A 19368-nucleotide genomic window follows, 5' to 3' on the forward strand; every position below is an offset into this window, starting at 1 on the left:
TGTGTGGCAGTAGTGGTAGTAACGGAAGGCGATCAAAATGAAGGCGACGTTGGCGATCCTCACGATTGGTGTGGTCCCTGTAAGCGAAGTATTACCGCTCTTAACCGAGCATGTCTCTGAACAACAAATTACGCATCTCAGTCTGTTAGGGAAGCTGAGTCGGGAAGAGGTCATGGAAGACTACGCAGTCGGGGAGGGGGAAGATCCCCTGGCAACGTTACTCAGTGACGGTATACTGGCGCACGTGTCACGCCAGAAAATTGAGCGCGCGCTACAGGGTGTGATCGAAGTGCTCGACAATCAGGACTATGACGTCATTTTGCTGATGAGCACAGCACCCGTTAAAGGACTCAGCGCGCGTAATGCCATTCTGCTCGAACCGATGCGGATTATCCCCCCGCTGGTGGCGTCAATTGTTGATGGTCATCAGGTGGGCGTTATCGTTCCCGTAGAAGAACTGCTGGATAACCAGACGGTGAAGTGGGCCGCGCTGGAGCACACCCCGCTGTACGCGCTGACTAACCCGTTCTGGGACAGCGAAGCGAAGCTAATTGCGGCCGGGCAGGAGTTGATCGACAGAGGGGCGGATGTCCTGATGCTGGACTGCCTGGGCTTCCATCAACGGCATCGTGATTTACTGCAAAAGGCGCTGGATGTTCCGGTGCTGCTCTCTAACGTCCTGATGGCGCGTCTGGCGTCAGAATTACTGGTGTAATGATTTTGCGTGACAGGTCATGAGCATGGCCCCTATAGTGGATTTTTCTCTATAAATATAAGGGCCAGTTCATGCTTCAAAGTAACGAATACTTTTCCGGTAAAGTGAAATCCATTGGTTTTACCAGCAGCAGCACTGGCCGCGCCAGTGTCGGCGTCATGGCGGAAGGGGAATACACCTTTGGCACCGCAGAAGCGGAAGAGATGACGGTGGTCAGTGGTGCGCTGAACGTCCTGCTGCCGGGTGAAACGGAGTGGAAAGTCTATAGTGCCGGGCAGGTGTTCAACGTGCCGGGCCACAGCGAGTTCCATTTGCAGGTTGCAGAGCCAACCTCTTATCTGTGCCGCTATCTGAAATAAAAGCATGCCGGGTGGCGCATTCGCTTACCCGGCCTACGTTTTGCCTGTCAACGCTGCGCTTCGCCGCCGAGACCTTCCACCAGGTTCTGGATCAGCGCCGCCAGCTCGCCGGTCATCAGGATAAAGTCTGCGTCAAAGCGCTGAGCATAATCTTCGCGGTCGATATCTTCGTTCTGATCGCGCAGTTCATCGCAGAATTTAAGGCGCTTCACGGAGCCGTCATCACACATCACAAACTGAATGCGCTGCTGCCAGTCGAGTGCCAGTTTAGTCACCACTTTGCCCGCTTCAATGTGCACGGCGATCTCGTCGCTCACCAGATCCTGTTTCTTCGCGCGGATCACGCCGCCATCTTCCAGCAGCGCTTTCAGCTCTGCTTCATCAAGGATCTGGAAGCCCTGCGCGGCAGTCCCGCTGCGCACCCACTCAGTCAGGGTCAGCTCAATCGGCGTCTCCAGTGCCAGCGGTACCACCGGTAATGAGCCAAGGCTCTTACGCAGCAGCGCCAGCGTATCTTCCGCTTTTTTGGCGCTGGCGCAGTCGACCATGATCAGCCCGTTCACGGTGTCGATCCACATCATGGTCTGGCTAAAGCGGCTAAAGGCGCGCGGCAGCAGCGAGTGCAGCACTTCATCCTTCAGTGAATCTTTTTCGGTTTTTTTAAGCTTACGGCCCTGTTCAGCTTCCAGCTTGAAGATCTTCGCTTCGAGCGCCTGCTTCACCACAGGCGTCGGCAGGATCTTCTCTTCTTTGCGGGCGCAAACGATGATTTGCCCCGTGCTGCTGGCGTGGGTCAGCGCATCGCTTTGAGAACCCATTGGCGGAACCCAGCCGGTTTTTGCCATATCCTGGCTACCGCAAGGGGTAAAGGAGTAAGCGGCTAACTGTTTTTCCATCTCTTCTGCACGCAGCGAAACGTCGCGGCTGAGACGGTAAACCATCAAATTTTTGAACCACAGCATGATAATTTCCACGGCCTTGTCGTTAAATCAGCGGGCATGATAACGAATTGTCGCATCGCTTGCATTGCTAATCGGGAAGTGGGCTTCTACTCTGTTGATAATCAAAATAATGAGGAGTGTCTTGTGCGTATTGGGATTGATTTGGGCGGCACCAAAACAGAAGTTATTGCGTTGAGCGAGCAGGGGGAGCAACTGTTTCGCCACCGTCTGCCTACGCCGCGCGATGATTATCACCAGACCATAGAGACGATTGCCCGTCTGGTCGATATGGCAGAGCAGGCAACGGGCGAGACGGGCACGGTCGGGATGGGGATCCCCGGCTCCATTTCGCCGTATACCGGCGTGGTGAAAAATGCCAACTCTACCTGGCTCAACGGTCAGCCGTTTGATAAAGACTTAAGCCAGCGTCTGAACCGGGAAGTGCGTCTGGCAAATGACGCTAACTGCCTGGCGGTCTCTGAGGCCGTAGATGGCGCAGCGGCTGGCGCGCAGACCGTATTTGCGGTCATTATCGGTACCGGCTGCGGGGCGGGCGTGGCCTTCGGTGGGCGCTCGCATATTGGCGGCAACGGCACCGCAGGTGAGTGGGGGCACAACCCGTTACCGTGGATGGACGAAGATGAACTCAAATACCGTGCCGAGGTGCCGTGCTACTGTGGCAAGCAGGGCTGTATTGAGACTTTTATTTCCGGCACGGGGTTTGCCACCGATTATCATCGTCTGAGCGGCCAGCCGCTGAAAGGCAACGAGATTATGCGTCTGGTTGAGGAACAGGATCCGGTGGCTGAACTGGCGCTCAGCCGCTACGAAATGCGGTTGGCTAAATCACTGGCGCATGTGATCAATATCCTCGATCCGGACGTGATTGTGCTGGGCGGCGGCATGAGCAACGTTGACCGGCTGTACGCGACGGTGCCAACGCTGGTGAAACAGTGGGTATTTGGGGGCGAATGCGAAACGCCGATCCGCAAAGCCGTCCATGGAGATTCCAGCGGTGTGCGCGGCGCGGCGTGGCTCTGGCCGGAATAAACGCAAAACGGCAACTTGCGTTGCCGTTTTTGATGTTTGTACCCTCTCCCACAGAGAGAGGGCCAGGGTGAGGGCAACATCCCCCATTTACTGCACCGCAAACTCCCTGTCCAGCCTGCTATACCCCAGCCCGTTGATCTTCTTCACCTTGATCTGCACCGGAATACGTTCTTTCATTGCCTCTACGTGGCTGATCACGCCAATGGTTTTCCCGGTGGCGTTCAGCGCGTCGAGCGCATCCAGCGCGGTGTCCAGCGTTTCGCTGTCGAGTGTGCCGAACCCTTCATCCAGGAAAAGCGAGTCAATGCGCGTTTTGTGACTGACCAGATCGGAAAGCGCTAAAGCCAGCGCCAGACTGACGAGGAAACTTTCCCCGCCGGACAGGGTACGGGTATCGCGTACCGCATCGGCCTGCCAGGTATCAACCACCTCCAGCTCCAGCGCGTCGCTGGCTTTACGCTGAAGCAGATAGCGGCCATGCAGACGGTTGAGCTGCTGGTTGGCAAGCCACACCAGATTATCCAGCGTCAGCCCCTGGGCGAATTTACGGAATTTATCGCCGGTGCTGGAGCCTATCAGCGCATTGAGATAGCCCCAGTCGTCAGCCTGACGCGCCGCCTCCTCAATCTGCTGCATAAGCGCCTGCTGGTGCAGACGGTTATCGGCGTCCTGTTTGAGCTGCTGGCGGATCTCCCCCTGATGCGTGGTGTTTTCACGAAGCAGTTGCGCCAGCTGGTGTAACTGCGCCTGAAGGGTTGCGGCGTCGGTTTCCAGCCCCTCCGGGCGTTGTGCCTGATGCGCCTGAAGCTGCTGGTTTGCCTGTACGGAGAGCGCCGTGGCCTGCTGGAGCTGGTTCTCCAGCGTCTGCTTTTGTTGTTTAAGCTGGCGGATCGACGCTTCATCCAGCAGGGCGGAGAGAAATGCCTCCTGACTGGCAAAGCAGCTCGCGGTCAGCGCGGCGCTGAACTGAGCCTGCGACTGCTGAAGCCGTTCACGCTCAAGCGTCTCCTGCTGCTGTAGGGTGGCGAGCTGGCTTTGTAGCGACACGCATTCGTCATGGATGCCGCGCCAGTTCTCAGGGATAACCGCGTCGGCTTCTGCGTCATCAGAATCCGGCAGCGTCTCCAGGATGGGCATCAGGGCGTTAATACGTTCCTGAATCGTACCGTGCTGGGCCTGTTTTTCCTGCCAGCGGGTATATTCAGCTTCGCGTGCGCTCAGCCAGGCGCTTTCGGCCCCTTCATCGGGCACGCTAAGCGACAGCGACTCTAGCGAGGCTGCCAGCGCCTGACGCGTCGCCGTCAGCTGCTGCTGGTACTGGCGCGCCTGATCTTCCTGTTCATTGAGCTGGTTTTGCAGCGTCAGACGCTGGCTAAGCTGATACAGATGGCGTTCATACTGCTCCTGTTCGCTCATCCAGGGGGCAATATCATCCTGAATATTCAGCGCTATGTTCAGGGAGGCGCAGACCTCCAGCCACTCTTTAGTGAGTGCTTGCTCTTCCTGAGAGAGGGCCTTTACTTCCTCTGTCTCGCGCTGGATCTGTTGGGTGAGCGCATTCACCTGCCCGAGCACCAGCAATCCTTCCTCTTTTAGCGCGGCAACCTCTTTCTCCAGCGCGTCGCGGCGGCGCTGATTGTCGGTCAGTTCAAGCGCCTGATACTGCACAACTGCCGGATGTTCGCGTGAACCGCAGAGCGGGCAAGGTTTACCCGCTTCGAGCTGTGCACGATAGTTCTCAAGATCCTTGATTGTTGCCTCACGCTCACAGAGCGCTTTCAGGTCGGCATAGTGCTGATTTTTCTCTTTGAACTGCTGACGCCGCAGGATCAGCGTTTCATTGAGCTTACCCTGCTCAGCCTGCGCTTTCTGCACGCTTTCCGCATTATGGCGCAGCCGTTTTTGCAGCGGCTGATAGCGAGCGTGAAGCGCAGTCAGACGCTGGCGGAGCGTCCGCGATTGTACCTGTTGCTCCATTGCCGTCGCGAGATCCTCAGCCGTCAGCGTCAACGTACTCTCCGGCATCTCAGCCAGCTTCTGACGAAGCTCAGCTATGCGCGCTGACTGGGCCACAAGCTGATTTTTATCGCGACTCAGTTGCGTAAAATGCGCCCGCCAGCCGGCAATTTCCTGCCCCCACTGACGGAAACGATCGTGTTCGGTTATCCACTGCGTCAGTACCGTGTATTCTGTCTGCAACTGTTCACGGTTGCGTAGCGCACCGTTGCGAATACGCGAGCGCTGCGCCGCTCTGTCGAGTAAGCGAGTATTTACTTCAACAATTCGCGCTGTTGTCTGCGCCAGGCGGGTGGTCTGCTCCTGCTGATACTCCCACAGCGGACGTAGCTGGGCGGCGGGCTGTGCCAGCTGGAGCTTCGCCAGTTGCGGCGCGGCGTCCGTCAGAGCCTGTTGCGCCTGCTGCTGCGAAGCGGCTGCGCGTTGCTGCTCACGTATCAGCTCGTCGTTACGCGTAAGCCACTGAAAATCTTTCTGTTGGCTCTGCTGCTGTGCCAGCAGGATTTTTTCTTCGTCAGTAAGTGCCTGCAAACTTTGCTGCAAGTGCTGCTGCTGTTCCTCGCTCAGCAGCACAACGCCTGCGGCCTGCGCTTCGCACATCTCCAGCGCGTTGCGTGCCGCTTTGTGTTTTTCAAAAACCATGGCGGAAATGTGGCCGTAAATTTCCGTGCCGGTCAGTTCCTCCAGCAGCTCTGCCCGATCGCTCGGTTTAGCATTCAGGAAGGCGGCAAACTGCCCCTGTGAGAGCAACATCGAGCGGGTAAAGCGACCATAGTCCAGCCCGGTGAGTGCGGCGGTTTGTTCCAGCTTATCCGTGACTTTATCGGCCAGAATTTTGCCGTCTTCGCAGCGGGCCAGCTCAACGCGCGGTGCCTGTAAGTTCCCGTCTGGCTGGTTGCGGGCGCGGTTCTGGCTCCAGAAAGCGCGATAAGCAACGCCTTTGACCTCAAATTCCACTTCAGCCAGGCATTCGGCGGTATCGCGCGTCATCAGGTCGTTTTGTGCCTGAGAGACCTTATTAAGACGCGGTGTTTCGTGGTAAAGCGCCAGGCAGATGGCATCCAGCAGCGTGGTTTTACCCGCGCCGGTTGCGCCGGTGATGGCAAATAGCCCATTGCTGGCGAAAGGCTCCGCGGTGAAATCGATTTTCCACTCACCCTTTAGCGAATTCAGATTTTTCAGACGCAGGCTCAGAATTTTCATGCGTTTTCGTCCTCGTCATTGAGGGAATGCAGGGTATGGGCAAACAGCTCGTTAAGCCTGGTGCGCCTGGCCTCGTCCACTTCTTCATGCGCAAGCCGCCGCGCGAACACCTCTTCAACCCGAAGTTCGCTAAGCGTTTCACGCTGGGCGTTCAGCAGAATTTTCTCGCGCTGCTCGCGGCTGCGACGTACCAGCAGCACCTCTACGGGAAGGTCTTCCGTCAGCGTCTGAATTTTACGCTGCATATCGTACAGGTAGTCGTCGGTGGCGATTTCGATATCGAGCCAGACGGGGGGATTAAGCACTGCGCCGCGCCACTGCTCAAGCTGAGCGGTAATGGCGGCCAGATCGCCTTTCAGCACTGCCAGCGGCTGGGTGACCGGCACCTCAAGCGTCTCAACGGCGCTAAGTTTGCCTTCGGTGAAGCTCACCAGATGCACGGATTTGGCTTTGCCCGTTTCGTCAAAACTGAGGGAAATGGGCGAGCCGCAGTAGCGAATATGCTCGCATCCCCCGACGATCTGGGCCCGGTGAATATGCCCGAGGGCAATGTAGTCGGCGGGAGGAAAGTTTTGCGCTGGAAACGCGTCCAACGTACCGATATAAATCTCGCGCACCGCGTCACTCTTACTGGCCCCGACGGTGGTGAGGTGCCCGGTGGCAACGATCGGAATGGCCTGTTCGCCGCGCAGGGCGCAGGCTTCCGTATGCTGCTGGTGATAATAGCGGGTGATGGCCTGCAGCAGATGCTGCTGTTTTTCGCTCCCGGACAGGCCTGCCTGGCTTTGCACGATATCGCGCGGGCGTAAAAACGGAATTGGGCATAGCACCGCGCCCGGCGTGCCATCACGTTTTTTTAGGATCTGCGGCGCGTGTCCGGCGCTGGCCACCACGGTGGTATTGAGGAACGCCAGAATATCGCGGGATTCATTCAGCGTCGCCACCGAGTCATGGTTTCCGGCGACAATCACCAGGTGACAACCGGTTTGCTGGAGGTTGACCACAAAACGGTTGTACAGCTCACGCGCATAGCTCGGCGGCGATCCGGTATCAAAAATGTCGCCCGCCACAATAATTGCGTCCACCTCGTGAGCCTGAGCCGTCTCCAGCAGCCAGTTCAGGAACGCTTCATGTTCCGCGGCGCGGCTTTTGCTGTAAAAATTTTGACCCAGGTGCCAGTCTGAGGTGTGAAGTATGCGCATAAGAGATCCGTGGCAATAATAAGAAAGCAGGATTATAAACGTTCGGGGAACGGAAAATAACCGCTGTAATAAAACAACAGTTTGCTATTTATCGTGGTAATGTTTTTCATAAATCTGTCATAAATCTGACGCATAATGACGCCGCATTACAGACTTGTAACTTAAATACGATAAGACAGGGCAAAGTATGGCGAGACGTATTCTGGTCGTAGAAGATGAAGCTCCGATCCGTGAAATGGTGTGCTTCGTGCTTGAACAAAATGGCTTCCAGCCGGTTGAAGCGGAAGATTATGACAGCGCGGTGAACCAGCTGAATGAACCCTGGCCCGATCTGATCCTGCTGGACTGGATGCTGCCTGGCGGTTCCGGATTGCAGTTTATCAAGCATATCAAACGCGAGGCGATGACCCGCGATATCCCGGTGGTGATGCTGACGGCGCGCGGTGAGGAAGAGGATCGCGTGCGCGGTCTGGAAACCGGCGCGGACGATTACATCACCAAGCCATTCTCTCCAAAAGAGCTGGTGGCGCGTATCAAAGCCGTGATGCGCCGTATTTCACCGATGGCGGTGGAAGAGGTGATTGAGATGCAGGGTCTGAGCCTGGATCCTACCTCACACCGGGTCATGACCGGTGAAAATCCCCTCGATATGGGCCCCACCGAATTTAAACTCCTGCACTTCTTTATGACACACCCGGAGCGCGTTTACAGCCGCGAACAGTTGCTGAATAACGTCTGGGGAACTAACGTCTATGTCGAAGACCGAACGGTTGACGTCCATATTCGCCGCCTGCGTAAAGCACTGGAACTGAGCGGCCACGATCGCATGGTACAGACGGTCCGCGGCACGGGTTATCGCTTCTCGACCCGTTTCTGAACAATGACAGGAGTGTGACGCGTGCTGGAACGTCTGTCATGGAAAAGGCTCGTCTTTGAACTGATCTTATGCTGTATTCCGGCCCTCATTCTGGGGGCTATTTTTGGCTATCTGCCGTGGTTTTTACTGGTGGCCGTGACGGGGTTGCTCGTCTGGCATTTCTGGAATTTACTGCGTCTTTCCTGGTGGCTGTGGGTCGACAGAAGTATGACACCCCCGCCGGGAAGCGGGAGCTGGGAACCGCTACTCTACGGCCTGCACCAGATGCAGATGCGTAATAAAAAGCGCCGTCGTGAGCTGGGAAGCCTGATAAAACGCTTTCGCAGCGGCGCGGAGTCGCTGCCGGACGCAGTGATCCTGACGACGGAAGAAGGGACCATCTTCTGGTGCAATGGCCTCGCACAGCAGCTGTTGGGCCTGCGCTGGCCGGATGATAACGGTCAGAACATCCTCAACCTTCTGCGCTATCCCGAGTTCACGCTGTATCTGAAAACGCGTGATTTTAGTCGTCCGCACAATCTGAAGCTCAATAACGGTCGCCATCTTGAAATTCGCGTGATGCCCTACAGCGATCGGCAGTGGCTGATGGTGGCGCGGGATGTCACCCAGATGCATCAGCTTGAGGGCGCAAGACGTAACTTCTTTGCCAACGTCAGCCACGAGCTGCGTACGCCGTTGACGGTGCTTCAGGGCTATCTGGAGATGATGCAGGAGCAAACGCTTGAGGGGGCGCCGCGTGAGAAAGCGCTGCATACCATGCGGGAACAGACGTTCCGCATGGAAGGGCTGGTCAAACAGCTACTAACGCTTTCAAAAATTGAGGCTGCCCCGTCGCTGGCGCTAAACGACATCATTGATGTGCCGATGATGTTGCGGGTGGTGGAGCGCGAAGCCCAAACGCTGAGCCATAATCAACACACCCTGAGTTTTGATGTTGATAACACGCTGAAAGTGCTCGGCAGTGAAGATGAGCTGCGAAGCGCTATCTCAAACCTGGTCTATAACGCCGTGAATCATACCCCGACAGGGACGCATATCGCGGTGCGGTGGCAGCATACTCCGGCAGGGGCTGAGTTTAGCGTCGAGGACAACGGGCCGGGGATTGGGCCTGAACACCTCCCGCGCCTCACCGAACGGTTCTACCGGGTGGATAAGGCGCGCTCGCGGCAGACCGGCGGGAGCGGACTGGGGCTGGCAATTGTGAAGCATGCCGTCAGCCACCACGAAAGCCGGCTCAATATCGAAAGCACCCTGGGTAAGGGCACGCGCTTTAGCTTCGTGATTCCGGAACGATTAATTGCCAAAAAAAGTGCCTGACAGCGTGTGTGTCAGGCTACCTTTCCACGGGCCAGCGATTGCTGGCCCGTTTGCTTTGCAGTCAAGCGAAACGCGAGTGAATATTATACGGCTGGTGCTTTTTTGTTCGCATGATTAGCCATGAGTTTTTCTTATACATGGCATATTATTTTGGTCTAAATTTTCATGCTGGCATATTGTTCTGGTTTTACGATCCCTTCTTGCCTTTAAACGTTATAAGCGTTTAAATTGCCCCCCATATACTGTCAGACCGACTGTATTTGCGTGGTAAATCGAAAAACTATTCTTCGCCACGCCTGGACGGGAGCATATCCCGCTGAAATTGAGCAAATTTTCCGCTGTATCGTCCCGTCAGGGATGGCGAAAATCTCAACGTATTCAACACCACATCCACAGGCAGTAAGGTTTTATGACCCATCACTTGAAATCGCGTGACATTATCGCGCTGGGCTTTATGACATTTGCGCTGTTCGTTGGCGCAGGTAACATCATTTTTCCTCCAATGGTTGGCTTACAGGCGGGTGAACACGTCTGGACGGCTGCGTTTGGCTTCCTGCTTACTGCCGTGGGCCTGCCGGTACTGACCGTTATCGCGCTGGCGAAAGTCGGTGGCGGTGTGGACAGCCTCAGCACCCCGATTGGCAAAGTGGCTGGCGTTCTGCTGGCAACCGTCTGCTATCTGGCCGTTGGCCCGCTGTTCGCGACCCCGCGTACGGCGACCGTCTCCTTTGAAGTGGGTATTGCCCCGCTGACCGGTGACGGCGCGATGCCGCTGTTTATTTACAGCCTCATTTACTTCGCCATCGTGATTCTGGTTTCTCTCTATCCGGGCAAATTGCTGGATACTGTGGGTAACTTCCTGGCACCGCTGAAAATTGTGGCGCTGATTGTGCTGGCGGTTGCGGCCATCGTCTGGCCTGCGGGGCCCATCAGCTCCGCGATGGACGCCTACCAGAACGCGGCGTTCTCAAACGGTTTTGTGAACGGCTATCTAACGATGGATACGCTTGGCGCGATGGTGTTTGGTATCGTTATCGTTAACGCCGCGCGTTCCCGCGGGGTGACCGAAGCGCGTCTGCTGACTCGCTACACCATCTGGGCTGGCCTGATGGCCGGTGTCGGCCTGACGCTGCTGTATCTGGCGCTGTTCCGCCTGGGTTCAGATAGCGCAACGCTGGTCGATCAGAGCGCAAACGGCGCGGCGATCCTGCATGCTTACGTGCAGCACACCTTTGGTGGTGCAGGCAGCATGCTGCTGGCGGCGCTGATTTTCCTGGCCTGTCTGGTGACGGCGGTGGGTCTGACCTGCGCCTGCGCGGAGTTCTTCGCTCAGTATCTGCCGCTTTCTTACCGCACGCTGGTGTTTATCCTCGGCATCTTCTCCATGGCGGTGTCAAACCTCGGTCTGAGCCACCTGATTCAGGTCTCAATTCCGGTGCTGACGGCGATCTATCCGCCATGTATCGTGCTGGTAGTGCTGAGCTTCACCCGTCCGTGGTGGCATAACTCCACGCGAATTATTGCGCCAGCCATGTTTATCAGCCTGATTTTTGGTATCCTTGACGGGATCAAAGCATCAGCATTTGCAGAAATCCTGCCAGCCTGGACACAGCGTCTGCCGCTGTCCGAGCAGGGCCTGGCCTGGCTGATGCCTTCCGTTGTAGCGCTGGTTCTGGCGATTATCTGGGACCGTGCGGCAGGGCGTCAGGTGACATCCAACGCCCATTAATCAACGGCAACAAATTGTTTAACCACGGGGCTTAAGGCCCCGTGGTTTTTTGTTTTTTTCGTGTTGAATGGCAAGATTTTAATGGAAAGCACTAACAAACTTAAACGTGGATTGAGCACCCGCCACATCCGCTTTATGGCGCTGGGCTCGGCTATCGGTACCGGTCTTTTTTATGGCTCGGCAGATGCCATCAAAATGGCCGGTCCAAGCGTTCTGCTGGCCTACATCATCGGCGGCGTGGCGGCGTATATCATCATGCGCGCCCTTGGCGAAATGTCGGTTCACAACCCCTCTGCCAGTTCCTTCTCCCGCTACGCGCAGGAAAATTTAGGCCCGCTGGCCGGGTTTATCACCGGCTGGACCTACTGCTTCGAAATCCTGATTGTTGCCATTGCCGATGTGACGGCGTTTGGTATCTATATGGGGGTCTGGTTCCCCGCCGTGCCGCACTGGATCTGGGTGCTGAGCGTGGTGCTGATCATCTGCGCCGTTAACCTGATGAGCGTGAAGGTGTTTGGCGAGCTGGAGTTCTGGTTCTCCTTCTTCAAGGTCGCGACCATTATCATCATGATCCTCGCCGGTTTCGGCATTATCATCTGGGGGATCGGCAACGGTGGACAGCCAACCGGCATTCACAACCTGTGGAGCAACGGCGGCTTCTTTAGCAACGGCTGGCTCGGGATGGTCATGTCGCTGCAGATGGTCATGTTCGCCTATGGCGGAATCGAGATTATCGGCATCACCGCCGGGGAAGCGAAAGATCCGGAGAAGTCTATTCCGCGCGCCATCAACTCGGTGCCGATGCGCATCCTGGTGTTCTACGTGGGCACGCTGTTTGTGATTATGTCCATCTACCCGTGGAACCAGGTGGGCACCAACGGCAGCCCGTTTGTCCTGACTTTCCAGCATATGGGCATTGCGTTTGCCGCCAGCATTCTCAACTTTGTGGTGCTGACCGCCTCGCTGTCGGCCATCAACAGTGACGTGTTCGGCGTGGGCCGTATGCTGCACGGCATGGCGGAGCAGGGCAGTGCGCCGAAGGTGTTTGCCAAAACGTCGCGTCGCGGTACCCCGTGGGTAACGGTGCTGGTCATGACCGTGGCGCTGCTGTTCTCGGTCTACCTGAACTACATTATGCCGGAGAACGTCTTCCTGGTGATTGCGTCGCTGGCGACCTTTGCGACGGTGTGGGTGTGGATCATGATCCTGCTGTCGCAGATTGCGTTCCGTCGCCGCCTGTCACCAGAAGAGGCCAAAGCGCTGAAGTTTAAAGTGCCGGGCGGTGTTGCGACGACCGTCGTTGGCCTCATCTTCCTGGTGTTTATCATCGGCCTGATTGGCTACCACCCGGATACCCGCATTTCCCTGTACGTAGGCTTCGCGTGGATCGTCCTGCTGCTGGTGGGCTGGATGTTTAAATGTCGCCGCGATCGTCAGCTGGCGGAAGCACAGTAACATTCTTTTCCCCTCTCCCCGTGGGAGAGGGTTCCCCACAAATTAATGCGAGCACTGAGCAATCCCCTCGCCCCTCCGGGGAGAGGGTTAGGGTGAGGGGAACATACGGCGGTGGTGGTCATTCCGTTCACTTTATGTTCCTTGCTACTCTGTAACGACATGACCGGTGAACGTGCCAGGGTGGCTCAGTCGCCACCACCCTGGCGACCCGGGCTCCCGGCGGTAAATCGCCGCTTCGCGGTGCCCTCGGCTTATTCCTTCCGGCTTATCGGGTACGGGCGGAGGCAACGTCCCTGTAAAGCCGCCCTCTCGGCGCATCCCTGCGCCTCGCCCCGGCCGGAAGGCAAACGCCTCAGCGATTTACAGCCGGACCAGGGCATCGCTGACAGCCCTCAGTCATTTAGAAAGCAACTTTATTGCTTCTGCATAAAAAAATTACTGGGGATCCCTTAGCCCCGTGGGAGAGGGTGAGGGTGAGGGCATCAGGCCGCACTGATGCCTCCTCCCCCGTCCTCCTCCCCCAATAAATCCCATCATGGTGAGCTATCCTTAATCACCCTGTGGCAAGGTGACGTCAATTTCATCAAAGGGGATTCGTGATGTTAAACGCCTGGCACCTTCCGGTTGCCCCATTTGTTAAGCAAAACAAAGACAACCTTGTGATTACGCTCTGGCTGGCAGGGGAAAATCAGCCTGAACGTGTGACCCTGCGCGCCGAAGTGGATAACGAAGAGACATCGCTGAAAATGCACAAGGTGCGCAGCCAGCCTCAGCCGGGTATTACGGCGTGGCGGGCGAATATCGATTTGCGCAGCGGACAGCCGCGTCGCCGCTACGGCTTCAAGCTGCTGTGGAACAACCGCCAGCTGTGGTTTACCCCGCAGGGCTTCAGCCGTTTCCCTCCGGCCAGGCTGGAGCAGTTTGCCGTGGATCACCCGGATAACGGCCCGCAGTGGGTTAACGATCAGGTCTTTTACCAGATTTTCCCGGACCGCTTTGCGCGCAGTGAAAAGCGCACCGCCGACCAGGACAAGGTTTATTACCATCATGCGGTCGGTCACGACATCATTCTGAAAAAATGGGACGAGCCGCTGACCGCCCAGGCGGGGGGATCGACCTTTTACGGCGGCGATCTCGACGGTATCAGCGAAAAACTGCCGTACCTGAAAAAGCTCGGCGTGACGGCGCTGTACCTGAACCCGGTGTTTAAAGCGCCAAGCGTTCACAAATACGATACGCAGGACTACCGCCACGTAGACGAGCAGTTTGGCGGTGACGAGGCGCTGCTGCGGCTGCGCCACAACACGCAAAAAGAAGGTATGCGCCTGATCCTTGATGGCGTGTTCAATCACAGCGGTGATTCTCATGCGTGGTTCGACCGTCACAATCAGTCGATGGGCGGCGCATGCCATAATCCGGATTCCCCCCAGCGTGACTGGTACAGTTTTGACGAAAATGGACGCGCCCTGGACTGGCTGGGCTACCCGAGTCTGCCGAAGCTCGATTTCCAGTCGTCAACGCTTGTGAATGAAATCTACGGCGGCGAAGACAGCATCGTGCGCCACTGGCTGAAAGCGCCGTGGAATATGGACGGCTGGCGGCTGGACGTGGTGCATATGCTGGGTGAAGCAGGCGGGGCGCGGAATAACCTTCAGCATGTCGCCGCCATTACCCGGTCGGCAAAAGCGGCCCGGTCGGAAGCATTCGTCTTCGGGGAGCACTTTGGCGACGCGCGTCAGTGGTTGCAGGCAGATGCAGAAGACGCGTCGATGAATTATCGCGGCTTCACCTTCCCGCTGTGGGGCTTCCTCGCTAACACCGATATCTCTTACGATCCGCAGAATATTGACGCTGAAACCTGCATGGCGTGGATGGAGAACTATCGCGCTGGCCTGTCTCATCAGCAGCAGCTTCGGATGTTTAACCAGCTCGACAGCCACGATACCGCGCGCTTTAAATCGCTGCTGGGTAAAGATGTGGCGCGTCTGCCGCTGGCGGTGACCTGGCTTTTCACCTGGCCGGGCGTGCCGTGCATCTATTACGGAGATGAAGTGGGGCTGGACGGTAACAACGATCCGTTCTGCCGCAAAACCTTCCCATGGGAGCCTGAAAAGCAGGATCAGGATCTGTTCAGCCTGTACCAGCGTATGGCGACACTACGCAAGCAGAGCCAGGCCCTGCGCTACGGGGGCTGTCAGGTGATGTACGCACAAGATAATGTGGTGGTATTTGTCCGCGTCTACAACCAGCAGCGTGTGCTGGTGGCGATCAACCGGGGCGAGGCGTGTGAAGTGGTGCTGGAAGATTCACCGCTGCTGGCCGGTAAAACGTGGAAGAGCAAAGAGGGGAAAGCGACGTTACAGGAGAACGTGCTCACGCTGCCGGCGATCTCCGCTACGGTCTGGTTCGGCAGCTAAGCGCAGGCAGCATGGTTTTCACCTTTTAGATGGCGCAAATGCAACTACTTGTGTCAATCTTAACGGATCTTTTACGGTGAAGGTGGAAACATGGACGAGCTTTACATCCTTGGCTGTTTGTTCCTGGTTTTTGCGCTGGTCGTGGCCCCCGTGCTTGCGGTGATAGGCTTTAATCGAAGCACGGCGGCGCGGCAGGAGATCGCCCGGCTTCGCCAGCGCATTGAGGCGCTTGAGCAGCACGGTGTAGCTGAGAAAGCGCCGGAGCCGGTGCAGACCGCCGCGCCAGTGGAGACACCAGCGCTGGTGCCAGAGGCCGTTAACGCACCTGTCGATCCCTGGCGTCCCGAACCGCCCGTCACTGAAGCAGAACCTGCGCCTGTCCCGGCGGCAAAACGGCCTTCCGCCTTTGGCGGCATCCTGTCCTCGCTGACGCGCTGGTTTATGCAGGGCAATCCGCTGGCAAAACTGGGGATTGTACTGCTCTTCCTCGGCCTCTCTTTCCTGCTGCGCTATACCGTTGAACATTCACTGTTTCCGCTTGAGCTGCGTCTTGCCGCCACGGCGCTGTTTGCCATGGTTCTGCTGGCCGTTGGATGGCGGCTGCGGCACAGGCAGCGGATCTACGCGCTGATCCTCCAGGGCGGGGCGACCGGCGTGCTTTACCTGACCGTCTTTGGCGCATTCCGGCTGTGGCAGATGCTGCCGATGACGCTGGCGTTTGCGCTGCTGGTGGTGATTTGTGCGGCGAGCGTCGGGCTGGCCGTGCTGCAAAAGGCGCTGAGCCTTGCCATGCTGGCGAGCCTGGGCGGATATCTTGCGCCGCTGCTCCTGTCTACCGGGGGCGGTAGCTTTGTGGCGCTGTTCTCCTTCTATCTTCTGCTCTCCATCGGCATTCTCGTCATCAGCATCTGGCAGCACTGGCGCGAGCTCAACCTGCTCGGGCTGCTCTTCACGTTTGGCGTTGGCGGAGTGTGGGGGCTGAGCAACTACCAGCCTGAAAACTATGTTATCTGTCAGCTGTTCCTGATTGCCAATACGCTTATTTTTGGCGTGTTTAGCGTAGCGCTGTCGCTGCGGGCGCAGGAAAAAGGCAAACAGATTATTGACGGCGTACTGCTGTTTGCACCGCCGCTGATTGGTTTTGGGATGCAGTACGGCATGACGTCGCACTGGACGTACGGCCCGGCGCTCAGCGCGCTGGGTTATGGTGCGTTTTATCTCTCACTGGCGTTCCTCGCGCTGCGACGTTACCCCTCCATTGGGCGACCACTGATTATGGCGGCGCTGGCGATTGGCGGCGGGTTTGCCACGCTTGCCATTCCGCTGGCGCTTTCGGCGCGCTGGACGGCGATGGCCTGGGCGCTGGAGGGGCTGGGTATCCTCTGGCTGGGCGTGCAACAGCAGCAGCGGCGTATGAGCTATAGCGGGACGGCGCTGCTGGTGCTGGCGCTCGGCAGCGCGATATGGGCGCAGATGGACGGCGTCACCTCCCTGAGCCTGCTGCTTATTTTCGCAGTGCTCAGTCTTTGCTGGGTGGCTGCGGCCTGGCTGTGGCGAAAAATCTCTCTGCCGGGTAGTTGGGCGCTGCTGGTCGGTGGGCTGCTGTTCTGGTTAGTGGCGCAACTGGGTGCGTCGCAACTGATCCTCAAGACAGAATTATCGGTTCTGGCGGGCGTGCTGGCGCTGACGGCGGCGTCGGCCTGGGGATGGCGGCAGGCTGCTGCTCGTCTGGCATGGCGGGAGCTGGATGCCAGCAAATGGCTGCTGTGGCCGGTGATGCTGCTGATGGTGCTTTATCAGGTCTGGCAACAGCAGATCCTGGCAGCCGGCTGGGCAAATCTGGCCTGGGCTATTGCGCTGCCTGCCGCCCTGATGCTGTTGCGGCGCGACGAAGATAAACTTCTTCCGCGCATCGCAATGGGGCTGCATCTGTCGCTGTTGTGGATGATTTTACTCGCCATGGCCGCCGAGCTTTACTGGTTTGCCCGCTCCCTGCCATGGGGCATGGCAGCCTGGGGAAGCGGCATTGCGATGGCTGTCGGCGGTGGGGTGATTATGGCGCTCTCCGCGGCCGTACGGCGTCGCGGGTGGCCGTTCCGGGTATGGCCTGCGCTCTACGCCTGCCTTGCCGTGATCCCTGTGGTTGTGGCGCTGGTGGTATTGCTGGTCGTGACTAATTTCCAGGACGGGGTAGTCTATCGACAGACCTGGCTGCCGCTGGTGAACCCGCTTGAGGAAGGGGCGGCGTTCGCGCTGCTGGGGCTGGTGGTGTTTTATCGGGCAGTGGATCGCCACTATCCGGCATCGCTTGCGCAGTCCCGACCGTGGTCCGCCGTTGTGCTGATGGCCCTGGGTTTCTGGTGGCTCAACGGCGCGCTGCTGCGCGCGCTGGCGTGGTACGGCGAGGTGGCCTGGAACATGGAGTCGCTGTGGCATTCGCGGCTTATCCAGACCACCTTTGCCCTGTTCTGGATGTTCTGCGCGCTGGTGGTCATGATCCGCGCCACCCGTCAGGCCTCCCGTCAGCAGTGGCTTGCCGGTGCGGTGCTGCTGGGAGTGGTCATGCTCAAACTGATGCTGGTGGACAGCGCGGGCGGTGGCGGCCTGGCGCGTGCTGTCGCGTTTATTGGCGTGGCGATCCTGGTCCTGATTGTGGGCTATTTCTCGCCGCTACCGCCTAAAGCAGGAGAAGAAAAATGAAATGGATGAATGCGGTTGTTTGTGCGGCACTGCTGGCCGTGGCCGGTCCGGCATTCAGCGAGGGCGCGCCGGTGGAATCCCCGCGGGATTATGCCTATGGCCTGTCCCTTGATACCTCTGCCTCTTCGCCGTGGTATCGGGTCATGCTGCCGCTGGCGGTTTATCAGCAGAGCACATCGCCCGATCTGCGCGACGTGCGCGTGTTTAATCAGTCGGGCGAGCCGGTACCGTTCAGCCTGGTTACCACGACGCGTCCGCAGCCAGCACCGACCACCACGGCGCTGCGCCTCTTTGCGCTTAACGCCTCGACGGGCGGGGAAGAGGGCAGTGGCGATAAAATTATGTTACGTGCCAGAAACGGCGTGGAGATTGTGCTGGAAGGGCAACACGCGGCGGCTGCCGGACAGCATTATCTGCTGACCCTGCCGGAAAACGCGACGGAGGTTCCGCTCTCTCAGCTCCAGCTTTTCTGGGACACGCCGCAGGGCTCGTGGCAGGGGACGGCATCGGTCTATTACAGCGAGGATCTGAAAAACTGGTATACCCTGCGCGAAGAGATGCCCCTGCTGGACGTGATGAGTGGACAGGATCGCCTGAAGCTCGACCGCATCGATACCGATCTGGTGTTATCTCCTGAGGCGAATCGCTATCTGCTGCTGGTGCTGAACACGGGGCGTTCAGCCCTGACGTTAACCGGCGTCAACGCGATTAACGCTCCTGCGCAGCCGGAATCAGAGCACATTAGCCTGGCGGGAGAGGGGGAGCGGCTATCCGAAAGCGAAGCCGTGTGGCGCTGGACGCATCCGCAGCCTCTGAGTGCGATCGCCTTCATGCTGAATGGTGACGGCGTTCTCCCGGCAGAAATAGCCTGGCGGGGGGCGGACAAGGATCGGTGGCATACGCTGAAAAAAGAGGTGATCTACCAGCTCGGCGGCAAAACGTCTGAACCTGTTCCGCTCCCGGGCGGGCTGGTTGAGGCGGTAAAAATCAAGACCTTCAATGCGCGTTTGCCAGAGAACCTGCCGGGCGTGATCGGGCAACGCGTGCGCTATGATCTGGTGTTCAACGCGCAGGGGAAGGGGCCGTATCTGCTTGCATGGGGGAACGGGGCTGCGAAACCGGCAAGCGTGGAGACGGATATGCTGATCCCGACCGAACTGCGTAAAACCTACGCTCTGGCAGCCCTGCCGATGGCGGATACGCTGGAACCTGTCCCGCTGGGCGGCGAGGCGCGTTTAACCGCGACGTCTGCGGCTGAGCAGGAAAGCAGAATGAAAACGCTGATGGTCTGGGGCGTACTGATCGTCGGGGTGATGGTGCTTGCGGGTATGGCATGGCGCATCTGGCGCGAGGTAAAAAAAGACGGCGCAGCATAAGCCATAAAAAA

13 protein-coding genes are annotated in these 19368 nt (G+C 57.9%); 10 read left to right on the forward strand and 3 right to left on the reverse strand.

Annotation, left to right across the window (positions count from 1 at the left end; translation table 11 throughout):
- The first annotated feature begins 37 nt into the window (after positions 1 to 37).
- Together C3451_RS12810 and ppnP are read left to right on the forward strand one after the other, a co-directional pair.
- Positions 38 to 715: an AroM family protein gene (locus C3451_RS12810; RefSeq protein WP_045622050.1), complete on the forward strand. Its 678-nt coding sequence runs from the start codon at positions 38 to 40 to the stop codon at positions 713 to 715.
- Between the two features lie 71 nt (positions 716 to 786).
- Positions 787 to 1074, forward strand: coding sequence for a pyrimidine/purine nucleoside phosphorylase (ppnP, locus tag C3451_RS12815; RefSeq protein WP_003859131.1), 288 nt, complete (start codon positions 787 to 789; stop codon positions 1072 to 1074).
- Positions 1075 to 1121: 47 nt separating this feature from the next.
- Here the strand turns inward: ppnP and rdgC are convergent, their stop codons facing one another.
- The gene (rdgC, locus tag C3451_RS12820) at positions 1122 to 2036 is read right to left on the reverse strand and encodes a recombination-associated protein RdgC (RefSeq protein ID WP_006809928.1); all 915 of its coding nucleotides are present in this window, start codon (positions 2034 to 2036) and stop codon (positions 1122 to 1124) included.
- A 123-nt stretch (positions 2037 to 2159) separates the two neighbouring features.
- On the opposite strand from rdgC, the gene mak reads away from it, so the two are divergent.
- The gene (mak, locus tag C3451_RS12825; RefSeq protein WP_003859127.1) at positions 2160 to 3065 is read left to right on the forward strand and encodes a fructokinase; all 906 of its coding nucleotides are present in this window, start codon (positions 2160 to 2162) and stop codon (positions 3063 to 3065) included.
- 87 nt (positions 3066 to 3152) lie between these two features.
- On the opposite strand, the gene sbcC is transcribed toward mak, so the two are convergent.
- Both sbcC and sbcD read right to left on the reverse strand, forming a co-directional pair.
- The gene (gene sbcC / locus C3451_RS12830) at positions 3153 to 6284 is read right to left on the reverse strand and encodes an exonuclease subunit SbcC (protein ID WP_045622048.1); all 3132 of its coding nucleotides are present in this window, start codon (positions 6282 to 6284) and stop codon (positions 3153 to 3155) included.
- Positions 6281 to 7486 carry an exonuclease subunit SbcD gene (sbcD, locus tag C3451_RS12835; RefSeq protein ID WP_032624766.1) on the reverse strand — a complete coding sequence of 402 codons (1206 nt, stop codon included), beginning with the start codon at positions 7484 to 7486 and terminating at the stop codon, positions 6281 to 6283. The genes sbcC and sbcD overlap by 4 nt, the downstream gene beginning before the upstream one ends.
- Before the next feature lie 187 nt (positions 7487 to 7673).
- Between sbcD and phoB the strand changes: the two genes are divergently transcribed.
- The 7 genes from phoB to C3451_RS12870 all read left to right on the forward strand — a co-directional run bounded on the left by phoB (position 7674) and on the right by C3451_RS12870 (position 19357).
- The gene (gene phoB, locus C3451_RS12840; protein WP_003859122.1) at positions 7674 to 8363 is read left to right on the forward strand and encodes a phosphate response regulator transcription factor PhoB; all 690 of its coding nucleotides are present in this window, start codon (positions 7674 to 7676) and stop codon (positions 8361 to 8363) included.
- 21 nt (positions 8364 to 8384) lie between these two features.
- Entirely contained in the window at positions 8385 to 9680 is a 1296-nt protein-coding gene (phoR, locus tag C3451_RS12845) for a phosphate regulon sensor histidine kinase PhoR (RefSeq protein WP_023299433.1), read from the forward strand.
- Positions 9681 to 10089: 409 nt separating this feature from the next.
- Positions 10090 to 11409: a branched-chain amino acid transporter carrier protein BrnQ gene (gene brnQ / locus C3451_RS12850; protein WP_003859118.1), complete on the forward strand. Its 1320-nt coding sequence runs from the start codon at positions 10090 to 10092 to the stop codon at positions 11407 to 11409.
- Positions 11410 to 11490: 81 nt separating this feature from the next.
- A complete protein-coding gene (gene proY / locus C3451_RS12855; protein ID WP_023299434.1) occupies positions 11491 to 12864 on the forward strand; it encodes a proline-specific permease ProY in 1374 nt (457 codons plus the stop codon).
- A gap of 599 nt (positions 12865 to 13463) precedes the next feature.
- The gene (gene malZ / locus C3451_RS12860; RefSeq protein ID WP_045622332.1) at positions 13464 to 15281 is read left to right on the forward strand and encodes a maltodextrin glucosidase; all 1818 of its coding nucleotides are present in this window, start codon (positions 13464 to 13466) and stop codon (positions 15279 to 15281) included.
- 90 nt (positions 15282 to 15371) lie between these two features.
- Positions 15372 to 17981, forward strand: a complete 2610-nt coding sequence (locus C3451_RS12865) for a DUF2339 domain-containing protein (protein WP_045622331.1) — start codon at positions 15372 to 15374, stop codon at positions 17979 to 17981.
- Complete coding sequence (locus tag C3451_RS12870; protein WP_045622329.1) at positions 17978 to 19357, forward strand: DUF3999 domain-containing protein; 1380 nt, start codon at positions 17978 to 17980, stop codon at positions 19355 to 19357. Before C3451_RS12865 ends, C3451_RS12870 begins: the two co-directional genes overlap by 4 nt.
- The last annotated feature ends 11 nt before the right edge of the window (positions 19358 to 19368 follow it).

The sequence above is a fragment of the Enterobacter sp. 301B genome (genome assembly GCF_003850715.1).
Classification (GTDB): domain Bacteria; phylum Pseudomonadota; class Gammaproteobacteria; order Enterobacterales; family Enterobacteriaceae; genus Enterobacter; species Enterobacter intestinihominis.